The 21,865-nt window shown below is 69.3% G+C and carries 26 protein-coding genes and 1 riboswitch; of the genes, 7 read left to right on the forward strand and 19 right to left on the reverse strand.

What is annotated here, in order from left to right; translation table 11 throughout:
• Positions 1–5: 5 nt before the first annotated feature.
• The 8 genes from AB8P05_RS16975 to AB8P05_RS17010 form a co-directional block, all read right to left on the reverse strand.
• Positions 6–506, reverse strand: coding sequence for a hypothetical protein (locus tag AB8P05_RS16975; protein ID WP_472759456.1), 501 nt, complete (start codon positions 504–506; stop codon positions 6–8).
• Positions 500–706, reverse strand: coding sequence for a hypothetical protein (locus AB8P05_RS16980; RefSeq protein ID WP_472759457.1), 207 nt, complete (start codon positions 704–706; stop codon positions 500–502). The genes AB8P05_RS16975 and AB8P05_RS16980 overlap by 7 nt, the downstream gene beginning before the upstream one ends.
• A gap of 115 nt (positions 707–821) precedes the next feature.
• Positions 822–1,532, reverse strand: coding sequence for a Crp/Fnr family transcriptional regulator (locus AB8P05_RS16985; protein ID WP_455173604.1), 711 nt, complete (start codon positions 1,530–1,532; stop codon positions 822–824).
• 197 nt (positions 1,533–1,729) lie between these two features.
• Entirely contained in the window at positions 1,730–1,990 is a 261-nt protein-coding gene (locus AB8P05_RS16990) for a hypothetical protein (RefSeq protein ID WP_472759458.1), read from the reverse strand.
• Between the two features lie 25 nt (positions 1,991–2,015).
• Complete coding sequence (locus AB8P05_RS16995) at positions 2,016–2,375, reverse strand: hypothetical protein (RefSeq protein WP_472759459.1); 360 nt, start codon at positions 2,373–2,375, stop codon at positions 2,016–2,018.
• A 57-nt stretch (positions 2,376–2,432) separates the two neighbouring features.
• Positions 2,433–2,885 carry a hypothetical protein gene (locus tag AB8P05_RS17000; RefSeq protein WP_472759460.1) on the reverse strand — a complete coding sequence of 151 codons (453 nt, stop codon included), beginning with the start codon at positions 2,883–2,885 and terminating at the stop codon, positions 2,433–2,435.
• 233 nt (positions 2,886–3,118) lie between these two features.
• Complete coding sequence (locus AB8P05_RS17005) at positions 3,119–3,661, reverse strand: hypothetical protein (RefSeq protein ID WP_472759461.1); 543 nt, start codon at positions 3,659–3,661, stop codon at positions 3,119–3,121.
• Between the two features lie 170 nt (positions 3,662–3,831).
• Positions 3,832–4,575, reverse strand: a complete 744-nt coding sequence (locus AB8P05_RS17010; protein ID WP_472759462.1) for an SDR family oxidoreductase — start codon at positions 4,573–4,575, stop codon at positions 3,832–3,834.
• Positions 4,576–4,673: 98 nt separating this feature from the next.
• On the opposite strand from AB8P05_RS17010, the gene AB8P05_RS17015 reads away from it, so the two are divergent.
• The 7 genes from AB8P05_RS17015 (at position 4,674) to AB8P05_RS17045 (ending at position 11,881) form a co-directional block, all read left to right on the forward strand.
• Positions 4,674–5,618 (forward strand): AraC family transcriptional regulator, encoded by a 945-nt coding sequence (locus AB8P05_RS17015; protein WP_472759463.1) that lies wholly within the window; start codon positions 4,674–4,676, stop codon positions 5,616–5,618.
• 117 nt (positions 5,619–5,735) lie between these two features.
• Positions 5,736–5,868, forward strand: a riboswitch (TPP riboswitch).
• 112 nt (positions 5,869–5,980) lie between these two features.
• On the forward strand, positions 5,981–7,084 hold the full coding sequence (locus tag AB8P05_RS17020) for a LuxE/PaaK family acyltransferase (protein ID WP_472760123.1): 1,104 nt from the start codon (positions 5,981–5,983) through the stop codon (positions 7,082–7,084).
• A 14-nt stretch (positions 7,085–7,098) separates the two neighbouring features.
• Positions 7,099–8,574, forward strand: coding sequence for an acyl-CoA reductase (locus tag AB8P05_RS17025; protein ID WP_472759464.1), 1,476 nt, complete (start codon positions 7,099–7,101; stop codon positions 8,572–8,574).
• Positions 8,564–9,346 carry an ABC transporter ATP-binding protein gene (locus AB8P05_RS17030; protein ID WP_472759465.1) on the forward strand — a complete coding sequence of 261 codons (783 nt, stop codon included), beginning with the start codon at positions 8,564–8,566 and terminating at the stop codon, positions 9,344–9,346. Before AB8P05_RS17025 ends, AB8P05_RS17030 begins: the two co-directional genes overlap by 11 nt.
• Complete coding sequence (locus AB8P05_RS17035) at positions 9,343–10,092, forward strand: ABC transporter permease (protein ID WP_472759466.1); 750 nt, start codon at positions 9,343–9,345, stop codon at positions 10,090–10,092. The genes AB8P05_RS17030 and AB8P05_RS17035 overlap by 4 nt, the downstream gene beginning before the upstream one ends.
• A gap of 6 nt (positions 10,093–10,098) precedes the next feature.
• On the forward strand, positions 10,099–11,097 hold the full coding sequence (locus AB8P05_RS17040; RefSeq protein ID WP_472759467.1) for an ABC transporter substrate-binding protein: 999 nt from the start codon (positions 10,099–10,101) through the stop codon (positions 11,095–11,097).
• 10 nt (positions 11,098–11,107) lie between these two features.
• The gene (locus AB8P05_RS17045) at positions 11,108–11,881 is read left to right on the forward strand and encodes a 3-oxoacyl-ACP reductase (protein WP_472759468.1); all 774 of its coding nucleotides are present in this window, start codon (positions 11,108–11,110) and stop codon (positions 11,879–11,881) included.
• 52 nt (positions 11,882–11,933) lie between these two features.
• Here the strand turns inward: AB8P05_RS17045 and AB8P05_RS17050 are convergent, their stop codons facing one another.
• From AB8P05_RS17050 to AB8P05_RS17100, 11 genes are all read right to left on the reverse strand, one after another.
• A complete protein-coding gene (locus AB8P05_RS17050) occupies positions 11,934–13,115 on the reverse strand; it encodes a porin (RefSeq protein WP_472759469.1) in 1,182 nt (393 codons plus the stop codon).
• A gap of 50 nt (positions 13,116–13,165) precedes the next feature.
• Positions 13,166–13,912 (reverse strand): hypothetical protein, encoded by a 747-nt coding sequence (locus AB8P05_RS17055; RefSeq protein WP_472759470.1) that lies wholly within the window; start codon positions 13,910–13,912, stop codon positions 13,166–13,168.
• The gene (locus AB8P05_RS17060; RefSeq protein WP_472759471.1) at positions 13,909–14,322 is read right to left on the reverse strand and encodes an SET domain-containing protein; all 414 of its coding nucleotides are present in this window, start codon (positions 14,320–14,322) and stop codon (positions 13,909–13,911) included. The genes AB8P05_RS17055 and AB8P05_RS17060 overlap by 4 nt, the downstream gene beginning before the upstream one ends.
• A gap of 24 nt (positions 14,323–14,346) precedes the next feature.
• Positions 14,347–15,501 carry an SDR family oxidoreductase gene (locus AB8P05_RS17065; RefSeq protein ID WP_472759472.1) on the reverse strand — a complete coding sequence of 385 codons (1,155 nt, stop codon included), beginning with the start codon at positions 15,499–15,501 and terminating at the stop codon, positions 14,347–14,349.
• Between the two features lie 64 nt (positions 15,502–15,565).
• Positions 15,566–17,239: an ATP-binding cassette domain-containing protein gene (locus tag AB8P05_RS17070; RefSeq protein WP_472759473.1), complete on the reverse strand. Its 1,674-nt coding sequence runs from the start codon at positions 17,237–17,239 to the stop codon at positions 15,566–15,568.
• Between the two features lie 7 nt (positions 17,240–17,246).
• The gene (locus AB8P05_RS17075; RefSeq protein ID WP_472759474.1) at positions 17,247–18,581 is read right to left on the reverse strand and encodes a prohibitin family protein; all 1,335 of its coding nucleotides are present in this window, start codon (positions 18,579–18,581) and stop codon (positions 17,247–17,249) included.
• 1 nt (position 18,582) lies between these two features.
• Positions 18,583–20,145: an ATP-binding cassette domain-containing protein gene (locus tag AB8P05_RS17080; protein WP_472759475.1), complete on the reverse strand. Its 1,563-nt coding sequence runs from the start codon at positions 20,143–20,145 to the stop codon at positions 18,583–18,585.
• Between the two features lie 138 nt (positions 20,146–20,283).
• Positions 20,284–20,616: a substrate-binding periplasmic protein gene (locus AB8P05_RS17085; RefSeq protein WP_472759476.1), complete on the reverse strand. Its 333-nt coding sequence runs from the start codon at positions 20,614–20,616 to the stop codon at positions 20,284–20,286.
• 17 nt (positions 20,617–20,633) lie between these two features.
• On the reverse strand, positions 20,634–21,047 hold the full coding sequence (locus AB8P05_RS17090; RefSeq protein WP_472759477.1) for a substrate-binding periplasmic protein: 414 nt from the start codon (positions 21,045–21,047) through the stop codon (positions 20,634–20,636).
• Positions 21,048–21,055: 8 nt separating this feature from the next.
• Positions 21,056–21,226 (reverse strand): hypothetical protein, encoded by a 171-nt coding sequence (locus AB8P05_RS17095; RefSeq protein ID WP_167393271.1) that lies wholly within the window; start codon positions 21,224–21,226, stop codon positions 21,056–21,058.
• 42 nt (positions 21,227–21,268) lie between these two features.
• On the reverse strand, positions 21,269–21,772 hold the full coding sequence (locus AB8P05_RS17100) for a YcjF family protein (RefSeq protein ID WP_455173624.1): 504 nt from the start codon (positions 21,770–21,772) through the stop codon (positions 21,269–21,271).
• Positions 21,773–21,865: the final 93 nt, after the last annotated feature.

Genomic DNA, 21,865 nt, shown 5'->3' on the forward strand with positions numbered 1-21,865 from the left:
CGCGTTCAGCGCTGGACCGTGACGGTCGTCTGGGTGGCCCGGTTGTGCCTGCCGACGGCGGTGTTGGTCGTGGTGTTCACATTGTTGACCTGCACCCCGCCATGGGCCAGTGCCGAGGGCAGATGCGGCAACGGCCCGGCGGTGCTCATCAGCCGGTCCAGCGTCGACGGACCTTGCGGTTTGGCGATCGGCGCTGGTGCCGGTTCCGGCTCGGGTGCCGGCGCGGGAGCGGAGGTTTCCACCGGTCCGGCGCCATCGTCGCCAAGCTGTTGCTGGCTGACGTTGCCGTCGCCGAAGGCGAAGTTCAGCGCGCTGTTGAAGTTGTTCACGATGAAGGGCGCGTCGATGAAGGTGAAGCTCGGATCGACCGGCTGCACCGGCGGCTGGCGGCTGGCGGCCAGCGGCTGTCCCTTGCTGAAGCCGGCGAGATAGCCGGCGTCGCCGCGGATGCGGGTGATCGACCGCTGGTGCATGGAGGACCGGCTGACCGAGGGATTGGTCACCATCGCGCCGGGGGAGCGCCGCGGCGGGTCGCGTCCACCGACACCGGCAGGCGCGGCGTCTGGGCGAAGGCCTGCGCCATCGCGGCGCCGGGGATCGGGCCGGGCGGAAAGGCGATGCCGCCGGTCACCTGTGCGGCGGCCGTCCCGGCGGTCAGCAGCAGGGCGGTGACGGTGGGGAGAAGGATGCTGCGGGGTGGCGACATGGCGGGCTCCCTCCAAACGGGCGGCCGGAACTGGCGGCCGGGTGTGGGAGCATGATGGAGGCGCCCGGGTCGAGGCGCTGTGGCACGGCTCACAGGTCAGGGCGCAAGGGAATGCTCAGTCGCAGGACTCGGCGATCTCGTCCAGCGCCTGGGCGTCGCGGATGACGATGCAGCCGGCATCCATCCCGATCACGCCGGCGCGCTGCCATTCGTTCAGCAGCTTGTTGACGCTTTCCCGCGATACGCCGACGAGACAGCCCAACTGCTGCTGCGACAGCCTGATGTCCAGCCGCAGCCCCTCCGGTCCCGGCCGCCCGAAGGCGTCGCCCAGCCGCTTCAGCGCCCGGGCGAAACGGGAGGGCGCTTCCAGGAACAGCGTATCCTCCAGATGCTCGCTGGTCTGGCGCAGCCGCTTGCACAGAACGCTGATGATGCGGAAGGCAAGATCGGGCCTCGCCGTCAGCACCGGCATCAGCTGCGAGCGGTCGAGCACCAGCAGGTCGGTCTCTTCCAGCGCCACCGCGTCGGCGGTGCGCGGCTCTCCGTCCAGGAGGGCGATCTCGCCGAACAGGCCGCCCTTGTTGATGATGCTCAGCACCAGCTCCTTGCCGTCCATGGAGTGGCAGCAGATCTTCACCCGGCCGCGGATGACCGCCATCATGCTGTCGCCGGGGTCGCCCTTCTGGAAGATCATGGCGCCGCGCGGGTGGTGGGAAAGCCGTGCGGCGGCGGCCAGCCGATGGCGTTCCTCGCGCTCCAGATGCTTGAGCAGGAAATGCCCGGCAAGGACGAGATCCTTGTCGAAGTTGATCCGTATCGCGGTCATGGCTGTCCCCTGGCTGACATCGCGGACCGGTTCTCCAGCCGGCGCATGGTACGCCGGCAACCGGCCCGTCCCGCACCCTCAAGGGCGGTACGCCGTCGTTGGCGCTTCTGCTCCGTTCGTGCGCCGTCCGGATACGAAAAGAGCGGCCGGCGCCGGCCGGCCGCTCTTATCTCCATGATGGCAAGGCGGAGTCCCGCTTAGCGGAAGAGCTCCTTGGGCGGCAGCGGCTGCGGGTTCAGGGTGCGGTCGCCGCCGTAGCTGGGGCCAAGCGTGATCCCCGGCAGGACCTTCGTGCCGCAGGTCAGGCAGGGCTGCGGCTTCGGGATGCCGGGGGACGGCTGGAGGATGATCGGGCCGACCGTGGTGCCCCGCATGTAGGACATGGTCGGCGTCGCGGCGAAGGCTGGTGCCGTGGCGATGGTGGCGAGCGTCAGTGACAGGGTCAGAAGGCGGGACATGGCGGCGTCTCCGGTTCGGTTGGGATCAGAGGTCGGGATCTTCGTCGTCGTCCAGGTCCGAAGAGCGGGCCTGATGGCCGAAGGGGAAGTCGCGGCGGTCGAGGAAGCCGCGCAGGTCGGGCGCGACGGGGCGGGGGAGCAGTTGGATGTCCGCATCGGGAACGACTTGCGACTGCGGGTCTAAAGGCGTGGCGGAACAGCTGGTCCGGCCTTCGACTGTTACGCAACTCAGCGTCCCCGAGCCCCGCATGCAGACGGTCTTGCCATTGACCGTCTGGCAGGCGAGGGAGACGGCTTGCGCCGGGGTTGCCGTCAAGGCCGCCGTCAAAGCCGTCGACAGCAGGACGGGGGCGACGAACACCAGGATCATCGGGAACTTCGCCATCGGTGGCCTCCCGGACAAAGAAGTGGGCAAAGGGTTGCGGGGGAAGGAAAGGGTTGCTCAGCGGCGAAGACCGGTCAGCGACTGGCCGGCGCTGTTGCCGAGGCCGGCGGTGACGTTGGTGCCGATCCCGACATTGGTGCTGACCAGCGGTCCGCGGCCGCTGAAATTCAGCCCGACCTGGACACCGTTGCCCTGGAAGCCGAGCAGCTTCTGCCCGGCCGTGTTGCCGATTCCGGCGGCCACGTTGGTGGCGGTGCCGACATTGGTGCTGACCAGCGGGCCGACGCCGCGGAGGGGCGAGCCGCCGCCCTGCAGGACGGTACCCTGCTGCTGCGCCGAGTTGCCGATGCCGGCCCCGACATTGGTGGCGTTGGCGACGTTGGTGCTGACCAGTCCGGGCACCGACATCAGCGACGGCATGCCGTTGCCTGCACCGGTCTTGGGCTGTGCCACGGCGGGTGTCGCGAGCAGGGCGGTGGCGAGGGTGGCGAGAGCGATTTTGCGGATCATGGCGGGAGTTCCTTCGGTGGGGGTGAGGCTTCGGGCTTCCGTGTTCCGGTGCCCTTGCCCGGCGTTCCTGAAGAGAGCCTAGCGGGGTGCCGGGAGCGCTTCTGTGAGGCGCCCCACAGGTGCCGGCGCTTTTTCCCGAAGGCGCCCGGCCGGAGCGCGTGGACAAAGAAAAGCTCCGGCCGGAAGCCGGCCGGAGCGAGGTCAGGGGAGGAAGCCGGGAGGAGGGGAGGCGGTCAGCGCTGCTTGACGAGGGCGCTCTGTCCCGCCCAGTTGCCGGTTCCGGCGGACAGGTTCTGCATGGAGCTGTGGTTGAAGGGACCGACCAGCCCGCCCGAGCGCTGGAGAACGGTGCCGTGCTGCAGGGCGGTGTTGCCGATGCCGGCCGCCGTGTTGCCGATATTGGCGACCGAGCCGCCGCTCAACAGGCCGCCGCTCTTCTGCATCACCGTCGCCCTCTGGCCGGCGAGGTTGCCGATGCCCGCGGCGGTGTTGCCGACCGTCGCCATCGACCCGCCGCTGAACACGCCGCCGCTCCGCTGCTTCACGAAGGCGTCCTGGTTGGCGGTGTTGCCGATGCCGGCGGCGAGGTTGGAGACGGTGGCGACGTTCGGACCGGCGAAGGGACCCTTGGACTTCTGCATGACCAGCGCGCTCTGGTTGGCGGTGTTGCCGATCCCGGCCGCGGTGTTGGAGATGTCGGAGATGTTCTGGGCCATCGCCGGGGCGGCGAACAGGGCGAGCGAAGCGAAGCCGGTCAGCAGGGAGGTGCGGATCATGATCTGGTCTCCTGTCTCGGGGCCGCGGGATGCGGCGTGTTGCCGATGGACAGACCCTACCCAAGCCCCGGATTCCGGGATGTGAGCCGCTCCACACTCTTCCTGCTTTTGTCCATCGCGGCCCTCCGGCCTGCGCGCCCTGGCCGTGCGGATGGACGACGCCGGCCCGGTCACCGGGATGATGCGAGCGCCACCGCATCGGCACCGGCTGCAAGGCGCATCGGGCAGGACGGATCGTTCGCCGCGCGCCAGACCGCCTCCGCCACATCAGAGGCATGGGTGACCGGGCCGGGCTGCTGCCAGGCGGCGAAAACGCTTTCGGCCAGCGGTGCATAGGCTTCCGGAATGCCGCCCTGCATGCGGGCCCGTGCACTGGCGCTGAAGGACGTGTCCGGCGCCCGGCCCGGAAGCACGAGATGCGTCCGTATGTTGAACGGCTCCAGTTCCAGGGCCAGGGACTCCGTGAAGGCGTTCACCGCCGCTTTGCTTGCCGTGTAGACCGAGAGCAGATGCAGCGGCTTCAGGGTCACGCTGGAGGTGACATTGACGATGACGCCCGACCTCCGCGCCCTGAACTGGGGCAGCATGGCCTGTGTCATCGCCATGGTGCCGAAGGTGTTCGTGGCGAAAATCCCGCGCACGGCATCCATCGTCACCCCTTCCAGGGCGCTCAGCAATCCGATGCCGGCGTTGTTGACCAGCACGTCGACCGGGCCCGCCTCCTCCACCGCCTGCCGGATGCCGTCCGCATCGGTGACGTCGAGGCGGAGGATGCGCAGACGCTCCGAGTTGGGAAGGATATCCCCGGTCGGGGTGCGCATGGTGGCGATCACCGTCCAGTCGCGGTCGAGAAAATGGCGGGCGGTTTCCAGGCCGAAGCCGGATGAACAGCCGGTGATGAGAATGGTCTTCATGGGATGGCTCCTGTCGCTGAATGCGAAGCGGAGGATAGAGCGCGGTGCCTGGACGATCTACAATCAGAAATCCGGAATTCGTTTGCAGGAGTCCGAAAGTGATCGACCCCTTGGCGCAGGTGGTCGGCCTGCTTCGGCCGAGCGCCTCATTCTCAAAGCTCACCCGCGGGGCCGGGTCCTGGCGGGTCCGGCGCACGGAGGCCCGACGCCCGTTCTACTGCGTGGTTCTCGACGGCTCGTGCCGCTTGAGTGTCGGCAACGACGATCCCATCCTCCTTGAGACGGACGACTTCGTGCTGATCCCGGCGGCCTGCGAGTTCACGGTGTCGAGCATCGAACCGATGCCTCCGGGAGCGGCCGACACCGTTCCGGTCGAAGTGCGGCCGGGAGAATTCCTGCTCGGCAGTGCCGATCGCCCGCCGGAGGTGCGCAATCTTGTCGGCTACTGCGCATTCGGTTCGCCCGATGCGTCCCTGCTGGTGTCGCTGCTTCCGCAACTGGTTCATGTCCGTGGAGAGAAGCGGCTGAGCACACTGGTGCAGTTGGTGAACGAGGAGTCACGTGCGCAGCGGCCGGCGCGCGACGTCATCCTGGCGCGCCTGCTTGAGGTTCTGCTGATCGAGGCGCTGCGCTCCACGATGCTGTCCGCCGGGTCGCCGGGTCTGCTGCGCGGGCTGGGTGACGACCGCCTTGCGGTGGCCCTGCGGCATATCCACGGGCACCCGGCCTTGCCCTGGACGGTCGCGCAGTTGGCGAAGGAAGCCGCGCTGTCGCGATCCACCTTCTTCGAGCGGTTCCGGCAGGCGGTGGGCGTCGCGCCGATGGAATACCTGCTCCAATGGCGGATGGCGCTGGCGAAGGATATGCTCCGCCGGCGGGATGGCGGCATCGCCGACATCGCGGAGCGTGTCGGTTACAGTTCCGCCAGCACATTCAGCGTCGCCTTCGCCCGCCATGTCGGGGTTCCGCCGACTGTGTATGCACGCCTGCAGGAGGAGGAAACGGCGATCTCCGAACCTGCGAGGACCGGCACGGCGGCGTGACGCCGCCGCCATGCCCGCTGTGCGCGGCGGTGTGTCGTGGAACAGCCGCCCTTTCCGCCCTCCGCAAAGCCGGCATCCCCGTCGTTGACAGACGGCGCGATGGTCTTCTAGGCTCCGTCCCGTTCCCAGGGGAGCCTCGTCAAGGAGGCTGAGACACCCGCCGGCCCGGTCCTTCACGTCCGGGCGACGCGGCAACCCTTCGAACCTGATCCGGGTCATGCCGGCGTAGGGATGCGGGACGAGAAGGCCTTCGCGGCCGACGCGCTGATCCATACCCCACAGGCTTGTCCCGGATTCGTTTGCTGCTCCATCGGTCGGTGCCGCTTGGAGAAAACGGGGCGGGGAGTGTGGCCGTGAGCGCGATCTACGACAGCGTGATCTACGACAAGGTCCTGGCCTTCATGGAGGCCGACATCGGAAGCGGGGCCGCGGCCGACGACGCATTCAACGCCCTGGCGCTGGCGGTCTTCGCCCACCAGTTCGAGCACAACCAGCCTTACCGCCGCTTCGCCATGCAGCGCGGCCGGACGCCGCGCGGGGTGAAGAGCTGGCGCGACGTCCCGGCGGTGCCGATCAACGCCTTCAAGGACCTGACGCTCAGCTGCCGCCCGGCGGAGGAGTCCGCCCGCATCTTCATGACCAGCGGCACGACCAAGGGCGGCATCCGCGGCCAGATCCACCACACGACCCTGGCGGTCTACGACCGGTCCATGCTGCTCAACTTCCGCCGTCGCTTCATGCAGGGTGCAGGGGCGGGCGCGGAGCGGATGGCGATGGGCATCCTGTTCCCAACCGAGACGGCAATGCCGAACTCCTCGCTCGCCCATTATCTGGAGCTGGCGCGGGCGGAATGCGGTACGCCGGACAGCCGCCATTGGATCGGGGAAGCGGGCATCGACACCGCCGGGCTCTATGACCGGCTGTCCGCCGCCGAACGCTCAGGGGAGCCCTTCGCCTTGTTGGGCGCCAGCTACGGCTTCGTGCATCTGATGGACGCGATGGCGCGCGACGGCCGCCGCTTTGCTCTGCCGGAGGGGAGCCGCATCCTCGACACCGGCGGCTTCAAGGGCCAGTCGCGGGAACTGGAGCCGGACGAGTTCTATGGGCAGCTTGCAGCCTTCTTCGGCGTGCCGCGCGAGCGCTGCATCAACATGTACGGCATGACGGAGCTGAGCACCCAGTTCTACGACGACGGCAATGCTGTCTGCCCGTCGCTGAAATCCGGCCCGCATTGGATCCGAAGCCGCGTCGTCGATCCCTTGTCCGGGCGCGATGTTCCCGCCGGCAGCATGGGCGTGCTGGTGCACCATGACCTGGCCCACGTCAACTCCGTCGCCGCCATCCTGACCGAGGACGCCGGCATCCTGGAGGAGGGCGGCTTCCGCCTGCTGGGCCGTGTCGCCGGGGCGCAGGCCAAGGGCTGCTCGCTGGCGGTGGAGGATTTCCTCGCCGCTGCGCGCGGTTGAGGGGGAGCGCGGCCTTGGCCTTCGGCGACGATCCGTCCCGCCTGGAACTGGCCGGACATCTGCCCGGCCTGCCGCCGGATGCGGTGGAGCGGCGCGTGCTGACCTTCGGGTCGGGCGATGCGGCGCTGCGCGTGGCGGTGCCGGTGCTGGATTCCGGGCAGGTGGAGCAGGTTGCGGCGACGGTCCGGGCGGCGGCGCGCGGCTATCTGAAGACGCTGCCAACGGCGCACATCGTCGCGGTGATCGACGCGGCGATCCAACGGCTTCTCGACCGCGAGGACCCGTGGCGCCGCCGGGCTGAGCGGCTGCTGCCCATCGTCACCGGCTATGACGCAGAGATGGTCAGGCTGGGGCTGACCGGCTATCTGAAGACCTTCCGCGCCCATGAGTTGCGCCGCTTCCTGGCAGAGGATTTCGCCAACCCGCAGGTGCTGGACGAGTTCCAGCCGGCGCCCAAGGGCGGCTTCACCCGCGCCTTCGGCCCCGACCTGCTGCTGCATGTCTGGGCGGGCAATGTGCCGGGGCTGCCCTTGTGGAGCCTGATCTCCGGCCTGCTGGTCAAGTCCGGCACGGTCGGCAAGCTGCCCAGTGCCGAGCCGCTGTTCGCGGGCTGGTTCGCGCAGCTGCTGGCGGAGATCGACCCCAGGCTGGGCGAGTGTCTGGCCGTGGTGTGGTGGAAGGGCGGCGACGCGACGGCGGAGCGGGCATGGCTGGCCCAGGCCGACATGGTGGTCGCCTATGGCGGCACCGCGGCGCTGGCGGCGATCCGCGACCGGGTGCCAGTGACCACCCGCTTCCTGCCCTACGGCCACAAGATCAGCTTCGCGCTGGTGTCGCGCGCCGCGCTGGATCCGCGGCGGGCGGGGGAGACGGCGCGGCTGGCCGCCCACGACATCGCCCGCTACGACCAGCAGGGCTGCTATTCGCCGCAGACCCTGTTCGTCGAGCGCGGCGGCCGGCTGTCGCCGCAGGATTTCGCCGCCATGCTCGCCCAGGAACTCGCGGTGCAAGCGCGCAAGCACCCGCGCCGCGCCCTGTCGATGGCGGAGGCCGGGGAGGTCGCCGGCTGGCGCGACGGGCAGGCGATGCGCGGCCTGGACGATCCCGGCCATATGCTGCTGTCCGATCCGGCGGGCGGCTGGTGCGTGTCCTGCACCGACGCGCCGGACGGGCTGGCGCCGACCGCGCTGAACCGGACGATTTCCGTGGTCGCGGTGGACGATCTGGCGGAGGTGGCGGGCCGCGTCGCCGCGCACCGTGCCGTGCTGCAGACCGCCGGCATCGCGGCACAGCCGGAGGAGCTGTTCCGGCTCGCCGGACCGCTGGGAGCGGCGGGGGTGACGCGGCTTTGTGCCTTGGGCGGCATGACCGCGCCGGAGGCGGGCTGGCACCATGATGGCCGGTTTAACCTGCTGGATCTGGTTACGGTGACGGAGATCGAACGGTCTGCGGAAGCGCTGGCGGAGGGGTTGGCCCGCTATGCCGACTGACCCGCCGGCCTTCCTGAGCTTCGAGGGCGTACGCTTCGATTACGGCGGTGCGGCCATCGTCGACGGCGTCGACTGGACGGTCGGCCGCGGCGCGGTCCACTGCCTGCTGGGGCGCAGCGGCTGCGGCAAGACCACGCTGCTGAAGCTGGCCGCCGGGCTTCTCGCCCCCGCCGCCGGTCGGGTGCGGCTGGACGGGGAGGCGGTGCGTGGGCCGGGCGATGCGGTGGGCTTCGTCTTCCAGGCGCCGACGCTGCTGGAATGGCTGACGGTGCTGGACAATGTGCTGCTGCCGGTGACGCTGCACCGCCGCGCCACCGCCGACGACCGCGCCCGCGCGCTGGACCTGCTGGAGCGGGTCGGGCTGGCCGGGCTGTCGGAGCGGGGACCGCGGGCGCTGTCGGGCGGCCAGCAGAGCCGGGTGGCGCTGGCCCGCGCGCTGATCGCCGATCCGGCGTTGCTTCTGCTCGACGAGCCCTTCGCCGCGCTGGACGCCCTCACCCGCGAGGAGTTGCAGGAGGATCTGCTGCGTCTGTGCGCGCAGCGCGGCACCACCGCGCTGTTCGTCACCCACGACATCGCCGAGGCGGTCTATCTGGGCGACCGCGTGGCGGTGATGGCGGACGGGCGGCTGCGCCACAGCGTCTCCATCGACCTGCCGCGCCCGAGCCCGCGCGACCTGCGCTACGACCCGCGCTTCAACGCGCTGTGCCGCGAGCTGCGCCATGCCATGGACGGCGCGTCCGGCGTCCGGCGGGTGGAGGCGGCGGAATGACCAACCGCATCGCCGCGATCCTGCTGCCGCTGCTGCTCCTGGCGGGGTGGGAGGGCTATTGCCGCTGGTCGGGAATTCCGGCGCTGGTTCTGCCGCCGCCCTCCGCCGTGGGGGCGGCGCTGTGGAGCGGTCTGGCAAGCGGGCGGCTGCTGCCGCATCTGGCGGTGACCGCGGCGGAGATGGCGCTGGGGCTCGGCATCGGCTGCTTCGTCGGCTTCGTCGCCGGGGTGGCGCTGGCTGAGGTCGCGGGACTGCGCCGCCTGCTCTATCCCTATGTCATCGCCAGCCAGGTGGTGCCGAAGCTGGCGCTGGCGCCGCTGTTCATCCTCTGGTTCGGCTTCGGCATGACCTCCACCGTCGCCATCACCGCGTTGATCTGCTTCTTCCCGTTGCTGGAGAACACGCTGACCGGGCTGGACCGCGTCGATCCCGCCAAGCGGGAGCTGTTCCGCATGCTGCGCGCCGGGCGGTGGCGCACCCTGACGCGGCTGAAGATTCCCGCGGGCCTCCCGGTGATCCTGGCCGGGCTGCGGGTGGCGGTGGTGCTGGCGCTGGTCGGTGCCGTGGTGGGGGAGTTCATCGGCGGGCGCCAGGGGCTGGGCGCCTCGATCATCGCGGCGCAGGGGATGATGGACACCCCGCTGATGTTCGCCCTGTTCGCGGTCATCACCGCGCTGGGCATGCTGGTGTATCAGGCCACGCTGCTGATCGAGCGGTGGCTGTTGTCTCGACAGACGAAAGGATAGCAGGGAATGGGGCTGTTTTCTCGTGCGGCGGGAGCAACCGCTCTTGTCGGGGCGCTGCTGCTGGGCGGCATGTCCGGCGCTTTCGCCCAGACCTTGGACAAGGTGACGGTGGCGGGCTGGAGCCAGCCGATCAGCGAGATCACCAACCTGCTGGCCGAACCCGACAAGGGCTTCTTCAAGGCCAAGGGCATCGCGCTCGACTATGTGCCCGGCACCGGCGGCGGGTCGGCGATCCAGAACATGCTGACCGGCAAGGCCGACATCGCCTTCACCGATCCCGCCGCCCTCTATCTGGCGCTGGACAAGGGCGAGAAGCTGGTCGCCATCTACAACATCTACCCGCAGAACGTCTTCAACGTGGTGTCGCCCAAGGCCAACGGCATCACCAAGCCCGCCGACCTGAAGGGCAAGCGCGTCGGCGTCTACAGCCTGTCGAGCGGCACCCGCCAGAATCTGGCCGTGCTGCTGCATCAGGTGGGCCTGAGCGAGAAGGACGTGACCATCGAAGTGACCGGGCTGCTGAACTTCGCCCCGGTGATCCAGGGTCAGGTGGACGCCACCGCGGCGACCGACACCGGCCTCTACGTCGCGCGGCTGAAGGGGCTGCCCGAGGTCAATGTGATCGAGGTGCGCGACAGCCTGAACCTGCCGAGCGACATCTTCGTGGTGACGGAGGAGACCTACCGCAGCAAGAAGCCGCTGCTCGCCCGCTTCCTCGCCGCCTACCGCGACAGCGCCGCCTGGATGATCGCCAATCCGGAGGAGGCGGCGCGCATCGCCGTCACCCGCGCCATCAACGGATCGGACGAGGCGGTCAATCTGGGCATCATCAAGCTGCGCAACGCCTCCACCGTGTCGGAAACGACGGAGCGCGAGGGGCTGGGCGCCTTCGATCCCGGCGTGATGCAGAAGGGCGCCGACACCTTCCACCAGCTGGGGCTGATCGCCCGTCCGCTCGACATGGGTGCGGTGGTGCGCACCGACCTGATCCCACCCAAGCAGTGACGGGACCGTCATGGATTTCCAGGGCAAGGCCATCCTCGTCACCGGCGCCGGCCGCGGCATCGGCGCCGCCATCGCCCGCGCCTTCGCCGCCGAAGGGGCCATGGTGGTGGTCAACTACCTGCGCAACCAGACGGCGGCGGAGGCGGTGGCGGCGGAGTGCCGGGCGCTGGGCGGCGACGGGTTGCCGCTGCGCGCCGACGTGACCGACGCGGCGGCGGTCGCCGAGATGGTGGAGACGGCGGTGGCGGAGTTCGGCGGGCTCGACGTCGTCGTCAACAACGCCTTCGCGCCCTATGTCTTCGACCCCGACCGGCGGCGGATGTTCTGGGAAACCGAGTGGGACGACTACCAGACGCAGATCGACGGGGCGCTGAAAAGCACCCATGCCGTCTGCCGGGCGGTGCTGCCGGCGCTGCGGCGCCGGGGCGGGGGCAGCATCGTCAACATGGCGACCGACCTCGTGGCGCGGCCGACCGTCCCCTACCATGACTACACCACCGCCAAGGCGGCGCTGATCGGCTTCAGCCGCACCCTGGCGGCGGAGCTGGGACCGTTCGGCATCCGCGTCAACTGCGTCGCGCCGGGGCTGGTCTATCCCACCGACGCCAGCCGGTCGACCCCGGAGCCGGTGAAGGACCGCATCATCGCGCTTACGCCGCTGGGCCGCATCGCGGCGCCGGAGGATGTCGCCGGACCGGTGCTGTTCCTCGCCTCCGACTGGAGCCGCTTCATGACCGGCCAGACGCTGACGGTGGACGGCGGGCTGGTGATGGGCGGCACCTGACGCGCGCCCCCGCCACCGGTGCGGCGGCGGAGGGCGGCGTGCAGGCGTGCCGTCAGAATGCCAGGCGCGTGTCCAGCATCAGGATATGCGCCCTGTCGGTCAGGTCGCCACTGCTGGCGGCGCCGCCCGACAGGGTCGAGCGCACATAGTCGTACTCCAGCCCGGCGGTCAGGCCGGGGGCCACGGTCCAGGTGACGCCGCCCTGCCAGATGTCGGCCTTGGACGGCGTCGTCATGGTCGCGGCATCGTTGCCGAGCGCCCGCATGTAGTTGGCGGCGAACAGCAGCTGTCCGCTGACATACTGGGCGCCGACGATCAGGTTCTGCTGGTCGCGCGACCGGGCGATGCCCTTGGCATAGCCGCTGTCGCCGCTGAAGGCATAGCTGACGCCGACCTTCGCCGGCCCATAGCCGACATTGGCGCCGACATGGACGGAGTTCAGATCCTCGAAGGACTGGTCGAGGATGCCGTCGCTCTGCCGCACCGCCTTGCCGGTCTGGTAGAAGGCGCTGGCCTCCACCGTCAGGTCGCCGAAGGCGCCCTGGTATGCGGCGCCGGCTTCGACGATGTCGCGGAAGGACAGGGCGTCGCCCAGCGTATCGACCTTGCGGCGGTTGACCGAGCTGTTGGAATCGCCCAGCCGCGGCGTGTAGGACGCCGCCACCTGCAGGCCGCCGAAGCTCGGGCTGATGTAGATGATCTTGCTTCCGGTGTCGTAGGACACCAGCGTGCGCAGGCTGGTCGCCGCCAGCGGCAGGGCCGCGAAGGTGGAGGAGCCGTTGAGGAACAGCAGGCCGTTGCTGTCCGGGCTACCGGCGATGCCCTCGGTGTTGGGGCCGATGATTCCGTATTCGTCCGACAACCCGTTGACGACGCCCGCCTGCAGCGTGCCGAAGGAGCCGTTGGCAAAGAGGTAGGCGCGGTCGTTCTCAACCGTCCGGCTCGACACCGACGGATCACCGTTCCCGGCGACCAGACGCAGCCGGGCGCCATAGGTCAGGCCGTTGTCGGCGGTGGCCGACGGGGTGACGGTCAGGCGCAGGCGGTTGGCGAACTCGCTGGAGCGCAGGCCGTCATCCTGCTTCTGGTTGACATAAGCGCCCTGGAAATAGGCGTCGCCGCCGATGGTGATGTCGAACGGCTCGGCAAGGGCCGGCGCTGCGTGAAGCGCGACGAGGGCGGTGCCGGTCAGGGCCGTAATGCGGAGCATGGAGAGCGGGGACGTCAGGCGCATGGGGATGGTCATTCCGGGATTGAACGGCGTGGGAAAGGGCGGGCGGCGAGTCAGGCGGCTTGCGCGGCCGGGAACCAGCGCCGGCCGAAGGTGGTGAGGTTGTCGTCGGTCAGGCGGGCGAGGCAGAGGATCTCCACGCTGTCGGCCCAGCGCGGATTCAGGCGCCGGAACTGGGCCACGGCCGGGCTGTCGAGCTTGGCCTCGCTGATGGCGCGGGCCTCCTCCGTCAGGCCGTAGCCCTGCCATTTCCAGTCCACGGTGCCGGTATCGGCGTCGTAATACTGGGCGAAGCACTCACGCCCGATATGGTCGCGAAACGCCCGGTCCAGGTCGTCCGGCGTCTGGTCCAGATCGGGCGTGTGGCGGATGAACAGCATCGGCATGTAGCGGTAGGACCGGTATCCGACGGCGCTGTAGCTCCAGTACCAGAGCCGCCCCGACCGGTCGGCGCGGGCACGGGCGACCATTTCGGTCAGCATTGCGCGCACCAGCCCGTTGGACCCCCAGAAGCGGCGTTCCAGGATGCAATGGGCGGTGTGGAAGGCCCCGACCGCTGTGCCGCCGATCTCCGTCTCCTGCCGGTAGATCGTGGCGAAGCCGACAAGCTCGCCGCTGTCGGGATCCTCCTGCAGGACGCAATGGTCGAGGCCGTCCAGCTCTTCGTTGAAGTAGGCTTCGCCGTAGCCTTCGAACCAGACGCTGAGCAGGGCGAACATCGCCGCACGCCGTTCAGGTGTGAGTGCGGCGGGTTCGACGATGCCGGTCCGCAGGGGATGATGGGACGCGCGCGGCGTCATGCCGCCCCTCCGGACAGGTAGAGTGCCGCGCCCGCATCGCGGACATCGGCACAGATGTCCTCGTAGTTGCAGGTGATCTCCTCGCCGGCGGCGATGGCGCGGCGGGCGACGAACATGCGCCAGTCGCCTGCGTCGGCCCGGCCGATCGACGCGTCGTCGGCATGGTTGAGGAAGCGGGCGTCGTCCCCCGGCAGAAGCACGCCGACCCCGTCGATCACGCAGCCATGGAAATCCACCAGCCGGGAAAGCTGGGGGAATTCGTCGAGCAGGGCGTCGTCGGGCGCGAAGAGGCGGTCGACGCGGGCGTCGAACCGCCAGACCGGCGTGCCGGCCGCGACCGGCTCCTCGGCGAAGAGACCCAGCCCGTGGATCGGGCTGGAGGCGAGGCGGGTGGGGATGAGGAGCGGCATGGCGTCTCCGGACCGGTCGGTGTGTCAGGCGGCGGCGGTGGCGGGCGCCAGCGACTCGTCGAACTCGAAGCTGGCGGCGTCGTCGACGAACTGCTCCTCGATGGTCGTGCGCGGCTGCTGCAGGCAGACCCCGATATAGTCGGCGAAGCGCGGCGGCGGCGCGAAGCCCTCGGCCAGCAGGCGGCTGTTGTCGAAGGCGATGTCCTGCGCGGTGAAGCGGTGGTACTTGCGCCCGCCGGCGGCCATCGTCCGGTGCAGGATGTCGCGCTGCGGGAAGGCGAGGCGATAGGCGCGGTCGAACGGCTTCCACCCCTCCGGACCCTTCGGATCGAAGAAGCTGTAGGGGCGGGTGCCGTCATGGCCGTGGCTGGCGAAGGCTTCCTGGAAATCGACCCAGGTGGTGCGGCTGCCGAGACCGGCGGAGATGTGGTAGAGATTGTGCTTCAGGTCCGGCTTGCGCAGCAGGTCGTGCAGACGGGCAGAGGCCCAGTCCACCGGCACGATGTCGATGAAGCCGTCCGGCGAGCAGGGCAGGACGCCGGTGCGGTCGACCAGACGGAAGAACCAGAAGATGCTGGCGCTGGGGCGCACGCCGAGCTGGGTGTGGCCGACGACGATCGACGGGCGGCAGACGACGATGGGCAGGTCGGGGAAGCCGGCGGCGAGAGCGCGTTCGGCCGCCGCCTTGCTGCGGGTGTATTCGACGATGTGCGGGGTGTCGTGGCCGGGGGCCGGGGCCTCCTGCACCATTTCCAGCCACGGCGTCTCGCCGCAGCAGAAGGCGGTGCCGATGTGCAGGAAGCGCTGGAGATGCTTCATCCGGCGGGCGCGGGCGGCCAGCGCCAGCGTGCCGTCGACATTGATCTGCCAGACCGAATGGCGGCTGTCGAAGGAGGTGTCGGCGGCGACATGGACGATGTGGGTCACCGCGTCCAGCCGCGGGTCGGCGCTGGTCGCCAGCGACTGCAGGTCGCCGGGCAGGACCTGGCACAGGTTGGCATAGGCCTCCGCCGTTGCGCGGTCGACGCAACGCGCGAGGTTGGCGGCGAGACGGGCGCGGCAGGCGGCCTCGTCGGCGCCGCGGATCAGCAGAAGGCAGTCTGCCGCGGTCCCGTTCCGCACGGCGTCGAGGTAGAAGGAGCCGCCGAGGAAGCCTGTGCCGCCGGTGAGAAGGATCATGGTGTGCCTCTGTCTCGCGTCTGGATGATGGGGGCAGGGGAAGAAGGAAGGGCGTGGACCCGCCTCAGGGAGAGGCGGGGAGGAGGTCGGGGGCGGGGATGCCGCCCGCGGGAGCGGCGGTGACCAGCCGGCGGATGCCGCCGCGGTCAACCTGGAGCTGCACGTCGGCCGCGTCGAAATAGGCGTCGTCGTGGGTCACCGCGATCACGGTGATGCCGCGCGCCTTCAGCCACGGGATGATCTCGCGGTAGAACTTGCGCCGGAAATAGGGCGACTGGTCGGCCGCCCATTCGTCCAGTACCAGCACCGGCTTGCGTTCCAGCAGGGCGGCGATCAGGGCGAGGCGCTTCTTCTGGCCCTGCGACAGGTCCACCGTGGTAAAGGCGCGGCCGTCCACCGCGACCTTGTCGGACATCTCCAGCAGGTCGAGAAGCTCCTCGGCGAAGCCATCGTCGAACGTCGCCGCGCCATAGAGCTGCCGCGTCACATGGTTGTCGGAGAACACGACGGAGAAGCGGTCGCGGTAGGCCGCGAGGCCGTCCGGCCCCACCGGGACGCCGTCCACCGACAGGGTGCCGCGCTGCACCGGATAGAGACCGAGCAGCATGTGGATCAGCGTGCTCTTGCCGGCGCCGTTGTGGCCGGTGACGAAGACGACGCTGCCGCGTTCGACCGTCAGGTCGATGGGCCCGACAGTGAAGGACCCCGACCCGTCGCGGCCGGCATGGCGGAAGGTGGCGCCGTCCAGCGCGATGGTGGAGAAGGCGTCGTCCGTGCCACCGCCGCGTCCAGGGGCAATCGGCTTGGGCGCCGCCTTCAACTCCGCCTCCACCGCGAGGTAGGAGCGGGCCGCCGTCTCCGCGCTGATGTAGGAGGGATAGGAGGCGACGATGGTGATGACCGGGTAGGCGATGAAGGCGGCGGCATGGCCGGCCAGGATGACGGTGGCGATGTCGGTGTTCGTGACCGCCGGCAGCAGGAAGATGATCCCGGCCAGCGCCGCGTAATATGTCAGCTCGCTGATGGTGAAATAGTGGCTGTACTCAGCGCCGAAGCGGTGGCGCTCCTTGCGCAGGGTCTCGGCGCAGGATGTTGCGTCGGCCAGCGCGTTGGCGGCGCGGCGGCGGTTCAGCTTGCACTCGCGCAGGGTCTGCAGGATGTGGTCGGAGCGTTCCAGCAGCGCGCCTTCGGCCTCGTGGATCGTCTCCGACATCATCTCCAGCCGGATGACGGAGCGGCCGATCAGGATGCCGCCCACGACCAGGAAGCAGAGCACGATCAGGACCGCCGCTCCCGACAGGGTGGCGAGGTACAGCAGGCACAGCACGATGGCGGCGACCGACTGGAAGCTGATGACCAGCGTCGGCACCGCCTGGGCCAGCAGCTGCAGCTCCGGGCCTGCCACTTGGGCGAGGCGGGCGGAGCCGACCGCCATCGCATCCGGCAGGTCGGCGGCCACCGCCCGGCGCAGCAGGTCGACGCGCAGGACGGCAAGGGCGGCCTGCATGCGCTTGGACGCCGCACTCATCATCCAGCCCTGGGCGATCCGCCACAGGAAGGCGGACAGCAGGAAGACGATCAGCAGCCGCTGCAGCCCCTCCGGATCGTCCAGCACCAGCAGCGCGTCGTTCAGCGAGGTCAGCAGGGCGAGGTTGAGCGCGGCCGCCAGCACCGCCAGCAGCATCAGCGGCTGGATGTTGCGCAGCGCGTCGCGTCTCAGGATACGCCAGAGATCCATCGTCGCCTCACTTCGACTGGATCATGTCGAGCAGCCGCGACGGCGACACCTTCGACAGGATCGGTGCCGAGGCCGCGGTCTTGGAGCCGTCCTTCGCCGGTTCCGGCTTGGTGCCGGGCGCAGGCGCCGTCGGGTGTCCGGCCGTGCCGGAGCCGGTGGCCGTGCCGGGGGCGGGTTCGGTGCTGCCGGTGTTCAGGCTCGGCATCTGGCCGATGGGGGTCTGGCCCGGCGATCCCTCTCCGCTCAGGGACGGCAGCTGCGAGACCGGCGGCACCGCGGCGCTGGTGGGCACCGAGGTCAGCTTGGCGTTGGGCGAGGCGGGCGGGGCGCCCGGCGCGGCCGTGGGGGTGCCCGGCGGCGGGACGGTGCCCGGCGCCGGCAGGCCGGAGGCGGCGTCGAGGATCAGCGGAAGCCCGCCGCTGGCGGCGTTGCCGATCACGACGATCTTGGCGTTGGGCGAATGGGCCAGCTCCAGCGTCGCCTCGATGCCGCGCCAGCGCAGGTAATTCTCGGTCAGGTTGGCCTGCACGGTTTCCTGGAAGGCACGGATGCCCTGGCCTTCCAGCTGCTTGCGCTGGCTTTCGAACAGCTCGCGCTGCAGGCGGAACTGGTATTCCTGCGCCGCCTGGTCCTGCTGGATCTTGCGTTCGATGGACGCCATGATCGCTTCGGGCAGCGAGACGTTGCGGATCAGGATGTCCTGGATCAGCAGGTAGCCGGTCTTGGTCCGCCCGTCCGGCTTCGGCACGTCCTCGGCACCGATCAGCTGGGCGTACATCACGCGGTCGGCGACCTGCTCGTAGGTTTCGGTCTGCACCCGCAGGCGGCGGTGGGCATACAGCTCGTCCGCCTTGAAGCGCGATACGATCTCGCGCGAGACGGAGCCGACCTCGGGCACCAGCAGCACTTCCAGGTAACGCGGGCCGACATTCTTGTGCAGGGCGGCCAGCATCTCCGCATAGGGGCGGTAGCGCACCGTGATCTCGATGCTGACGTTCAGCCCGTCGTTGGCGATGGCCGAGTAGGAGCGCGTGTCCTCCTGCAGGCGCAGGTCGTAGACCTCGATCTTATCCCAGGGGAAGATGACGTGCACGCCTTCCGGCAGGGCGGGCGCCATCTGGGTGCCCTGGTGGAAGCGCTTCCACAGCACGCCGCCATGGCCGGCCGGAATGAAGACGACGATGGACGGGGCGAAATAGAGGAAGATCAGAACCCCGACCAGCAGCGTGCACAGCAGGGACCGGCGGTGTTCGTCGTACCAGTGGGCCAGCAGCGCGCGCAGGCGCGACTTCGGCTTCGGCAGCGCATCGGCGTCGTCGATGGTGAAGGCCTGGTCAGCCATGTCACGCGGTCTCCTGCAAGCAAGCCATGTCTGGGCCGGACGCGGCCGTCATGGCCGTCATGTCCATTCGCCCGTTGTTCATTCGGATGGTGACGTCGCAGACCGACGAGACGTCGCCGTCATGCGACACGAAGATCACCGTGCGGCCGAGCGCGCGCAGCTTGCCGATGATCTCGTTGGTGAAGCGGGTGCGGAACTCGGCGTCCTGGTCGGAGGTCCATTCGTCGAGGATGACGACCGGCCTGCCTTCCGCCACCGCGACCGCCAGCGCCACGCGACGGCGCTGCCCCTTCGACAGGTCGCGGTTCACCAGCCCGTCGCCGGTGTCCGGCACCAGATGGTCGATCTTCAGATAGGCCAGCATCTCGCGGAACAGTTCGGCGTCGAAGCCGGCCCCCTGCGGCAGGCGGGTGAACAGGTGGTGGTCCTGGAACACGGCGCAGAACAGGTCGCGGTAGGCTTCCAGCCGGTCGGCCTCCACCGGCTGCCCGTCGAGCAGCACCTGCCCCTCGTCGGGACGGAACAGCAGCGGGATGACGCGCAGCAGGGTGGACTTGCCGGACCCGTTGGACCCGACGATGCCGACGACGCTGCCGGCCGGGATGGTCAGGTCGACCGGGCCGATCACGAAGGGTTCCGGCCGCATCCCGGCGCGATAGGCGAAGCTGACGCCGCGCAGCTCGATGGTCGAAAAGCGCCGCGGGGCTCGGGCCGTGCGGGAGGGTTCATACTCCGTCGCCGGCATGGTGCGGAGCAGCGCCGACAGCTGCGCCGCCGCATCCTCCGCCGCCACATAGTCGGGCACGGCGTTGAGGAACTTCGACAGCGGGCGCGCCAGGAAGAGGATGACCGACGTCACCAGCGGCAGCTCGGACACCGACATGGCACCCATCCGCGGGAAGATGAAGACGAAGACCGCCGAGAAGCCGATGATGATCGTCGCAATCCAGGAGAACAGTTCGCCCAGATTGCGGCCGTGGCGGCGCTTCAGCTCCTCCCAGCGGGCGATATCGGCTTCCACCGCCTGGGTCAGCTCGTCGCGCCGCGCCTTGCCCAGCTTGACCTCGGCATTGCCACCGACCATCTCGGAAAAGCCCTGGAGCATCCGCACCTCGGAGTCCTTGGCTTCGCCCAACAGGGCGCGGGTCCGCTGCGCCTCGCGTACGTACCAGCCGCCGACCAGGAGTGCGGCGACCAGCAGCAGCGTGGCGCCCACCGTCGACAGCGTCCACAGGTAGAGGTAGGCGACGGCGGCCACCAGCATCATGTTGGCGGCGATGGACAGGTTGGGCAGCAGCGCGGCGATGCGTTCCAGATGATAGTTGCCGAGATCGAAGGACCGCTTGGCCTGCAGATCCAGGATGTCGGCGTGGCCGCCCAGCGTGACGTGGCGCAGAAACCGCCGCCGCACCTCGGCCAGCGCGCTGAAGGCGGTGGTCAGGGCCAGCGAGACGAAGCGCTTGCTGAAGGCGTAGGAGACCAGCAGCGACAGGCAGAAGACCAGGAAAGGGGTGTCCAACACCTCGCCGCGCATCCAGCCGCTCAGCTCCGCGCTGAGGCTCATCAGGCTGATCAGATTGGCGGTGGCGGCGACGCAGCCGGTGACGACCAGCCGCGTCAGGATGCTGCGCTCGGCGAGGCCGATCAGCGGCAGCAGCGAAGAGGGCGGCCGGCCGGGGGAATCCGTTTGCTCATCGTCCGCTCACTCCGCCAGCCAGCCGTCGAGGATGCGGGTGATGGTGCCGTTGTCGCGCAGCTTGACGAAGGCGGCCTGCAGGCGCTCCGCCTTCTCCCTGCGCGCCTTGGGCAGGGCGATGTAGCGGGGGATCAGCCCGACCGGCTTGGGCAGCACGCGCACGTCCTTCAGCCGGCCGTCCTGCTTGGCCATGTGGTTCAGCACATGCAGGTCGCCGACGATCACGTCCACCCGGCCCAGGATCAGGCGGCGGAAATTGACCACGTTGCTGCTGGACGCGACCTTCTCAAGATAAGTGGCCGCGTCGAAGTCCGGCGCATAGGAGAAGCCGTCGACCACGCCGATGCGGTGGGAGGTCAGATCCTCCAGCCGCTCGAAGGTGATGGGGAGTCCTTGCGCACCATGAACACCGTCGTGCCGGTGCGGAACGGTCCGATCATGTTGTACTGCGCGAAGCGCGCCGGCGAGGCGATGAACTGGAAGCCGACGTCGGCGGTGTTCTCGTCCATCGACTGGACCACCTCCGACCAGGAGAGCGGCCGGTGGACCGGGGTGACGTTCAGCTCCTTCAGCAGCGCGTTGACGATCTCGGTATCGATGCCCGTGCGCTTGCCGTTGAAGGAGTAGTTGTAGGGCGGGAAATGGTCTTCCGACGCAATGGTCCAGTATTCGGCGCGCGCCGGCAGGCAGGCGGCAATCAGCGCCGCCAGGGCCAGCAGCAGCGGCCACGCGAAGCGGCGGACCGCCATGGCGGGGAGGATCATGGTCATGGCTGCGCTCACGCCTTGGCCGGCTTCTTGCGGCGGGTGGTCAGCAGGATCATGACGAGAAGGGCGCCGGGCGGCGTCAGCACCACCGCCAGGAAGGCGTAAAGCAGGAAGCCGCCGCGGCGGCCGATCCCCAGAAACCCGACCAGCAGGCAGAGACCGATATAGATCAGCTCGAACACGGCGATGCTTCCTTCTTTGCCCGGCGTCCCGTCGGTCAGGCCTTAGCCGGCCTTCTGGACCGGCTGCTCTTCCATCTGCGGGGCTGCGGCCGGGGCATCGGCGGCGGCCTCGCCCTTGGCGGCCTCGAACTCCTTGCGGAAGTAGTCGCGCATCGTCTCGACATCGAAGTCGAGCAGCGTGCCGCCGGTCTCGAAATGCTGGGCGAACACGCGGCCGAGCGCCTGGGTGGCGGCCAGCGACAGCGCCGGCATCACGGCGACGCCGAGCGCGGTGCCGATGAAGGGGACGGCCTTGACGGCGGAGCCCAGCACGCTGGAGCTGAGGGCGCCCGGCATGACGCCGCCCAGCAGGGCGCCGACGATGGCGCGGGTCCGCTCCTGGGCGAACTCGACCTCGTACAGCTTGGCGAGCTTGTGGACCAGGTTCAGCTGCGCCGCGCTGACCGCGGCGACGTCGGCGCCGGGCACGGGGATCAGCCCGAAGGCGCCCGAGGCGTAGCTGTGATACTTGATCAGGTCCTGGGCGCGCTTCTTACGGTCTACCATGATCCGAAGCCTTTCTCGGGTCTGGAAAAGTTGAGTGCTGGTGGAAGGTCCGGCGCCGGGCACAAGCATTCGTGCATCCTGCGCCGTCCGGTT

The sequence above is a fragment of the Azospirillum sp. VT-I1 genome (assembly GCF_055698305.1).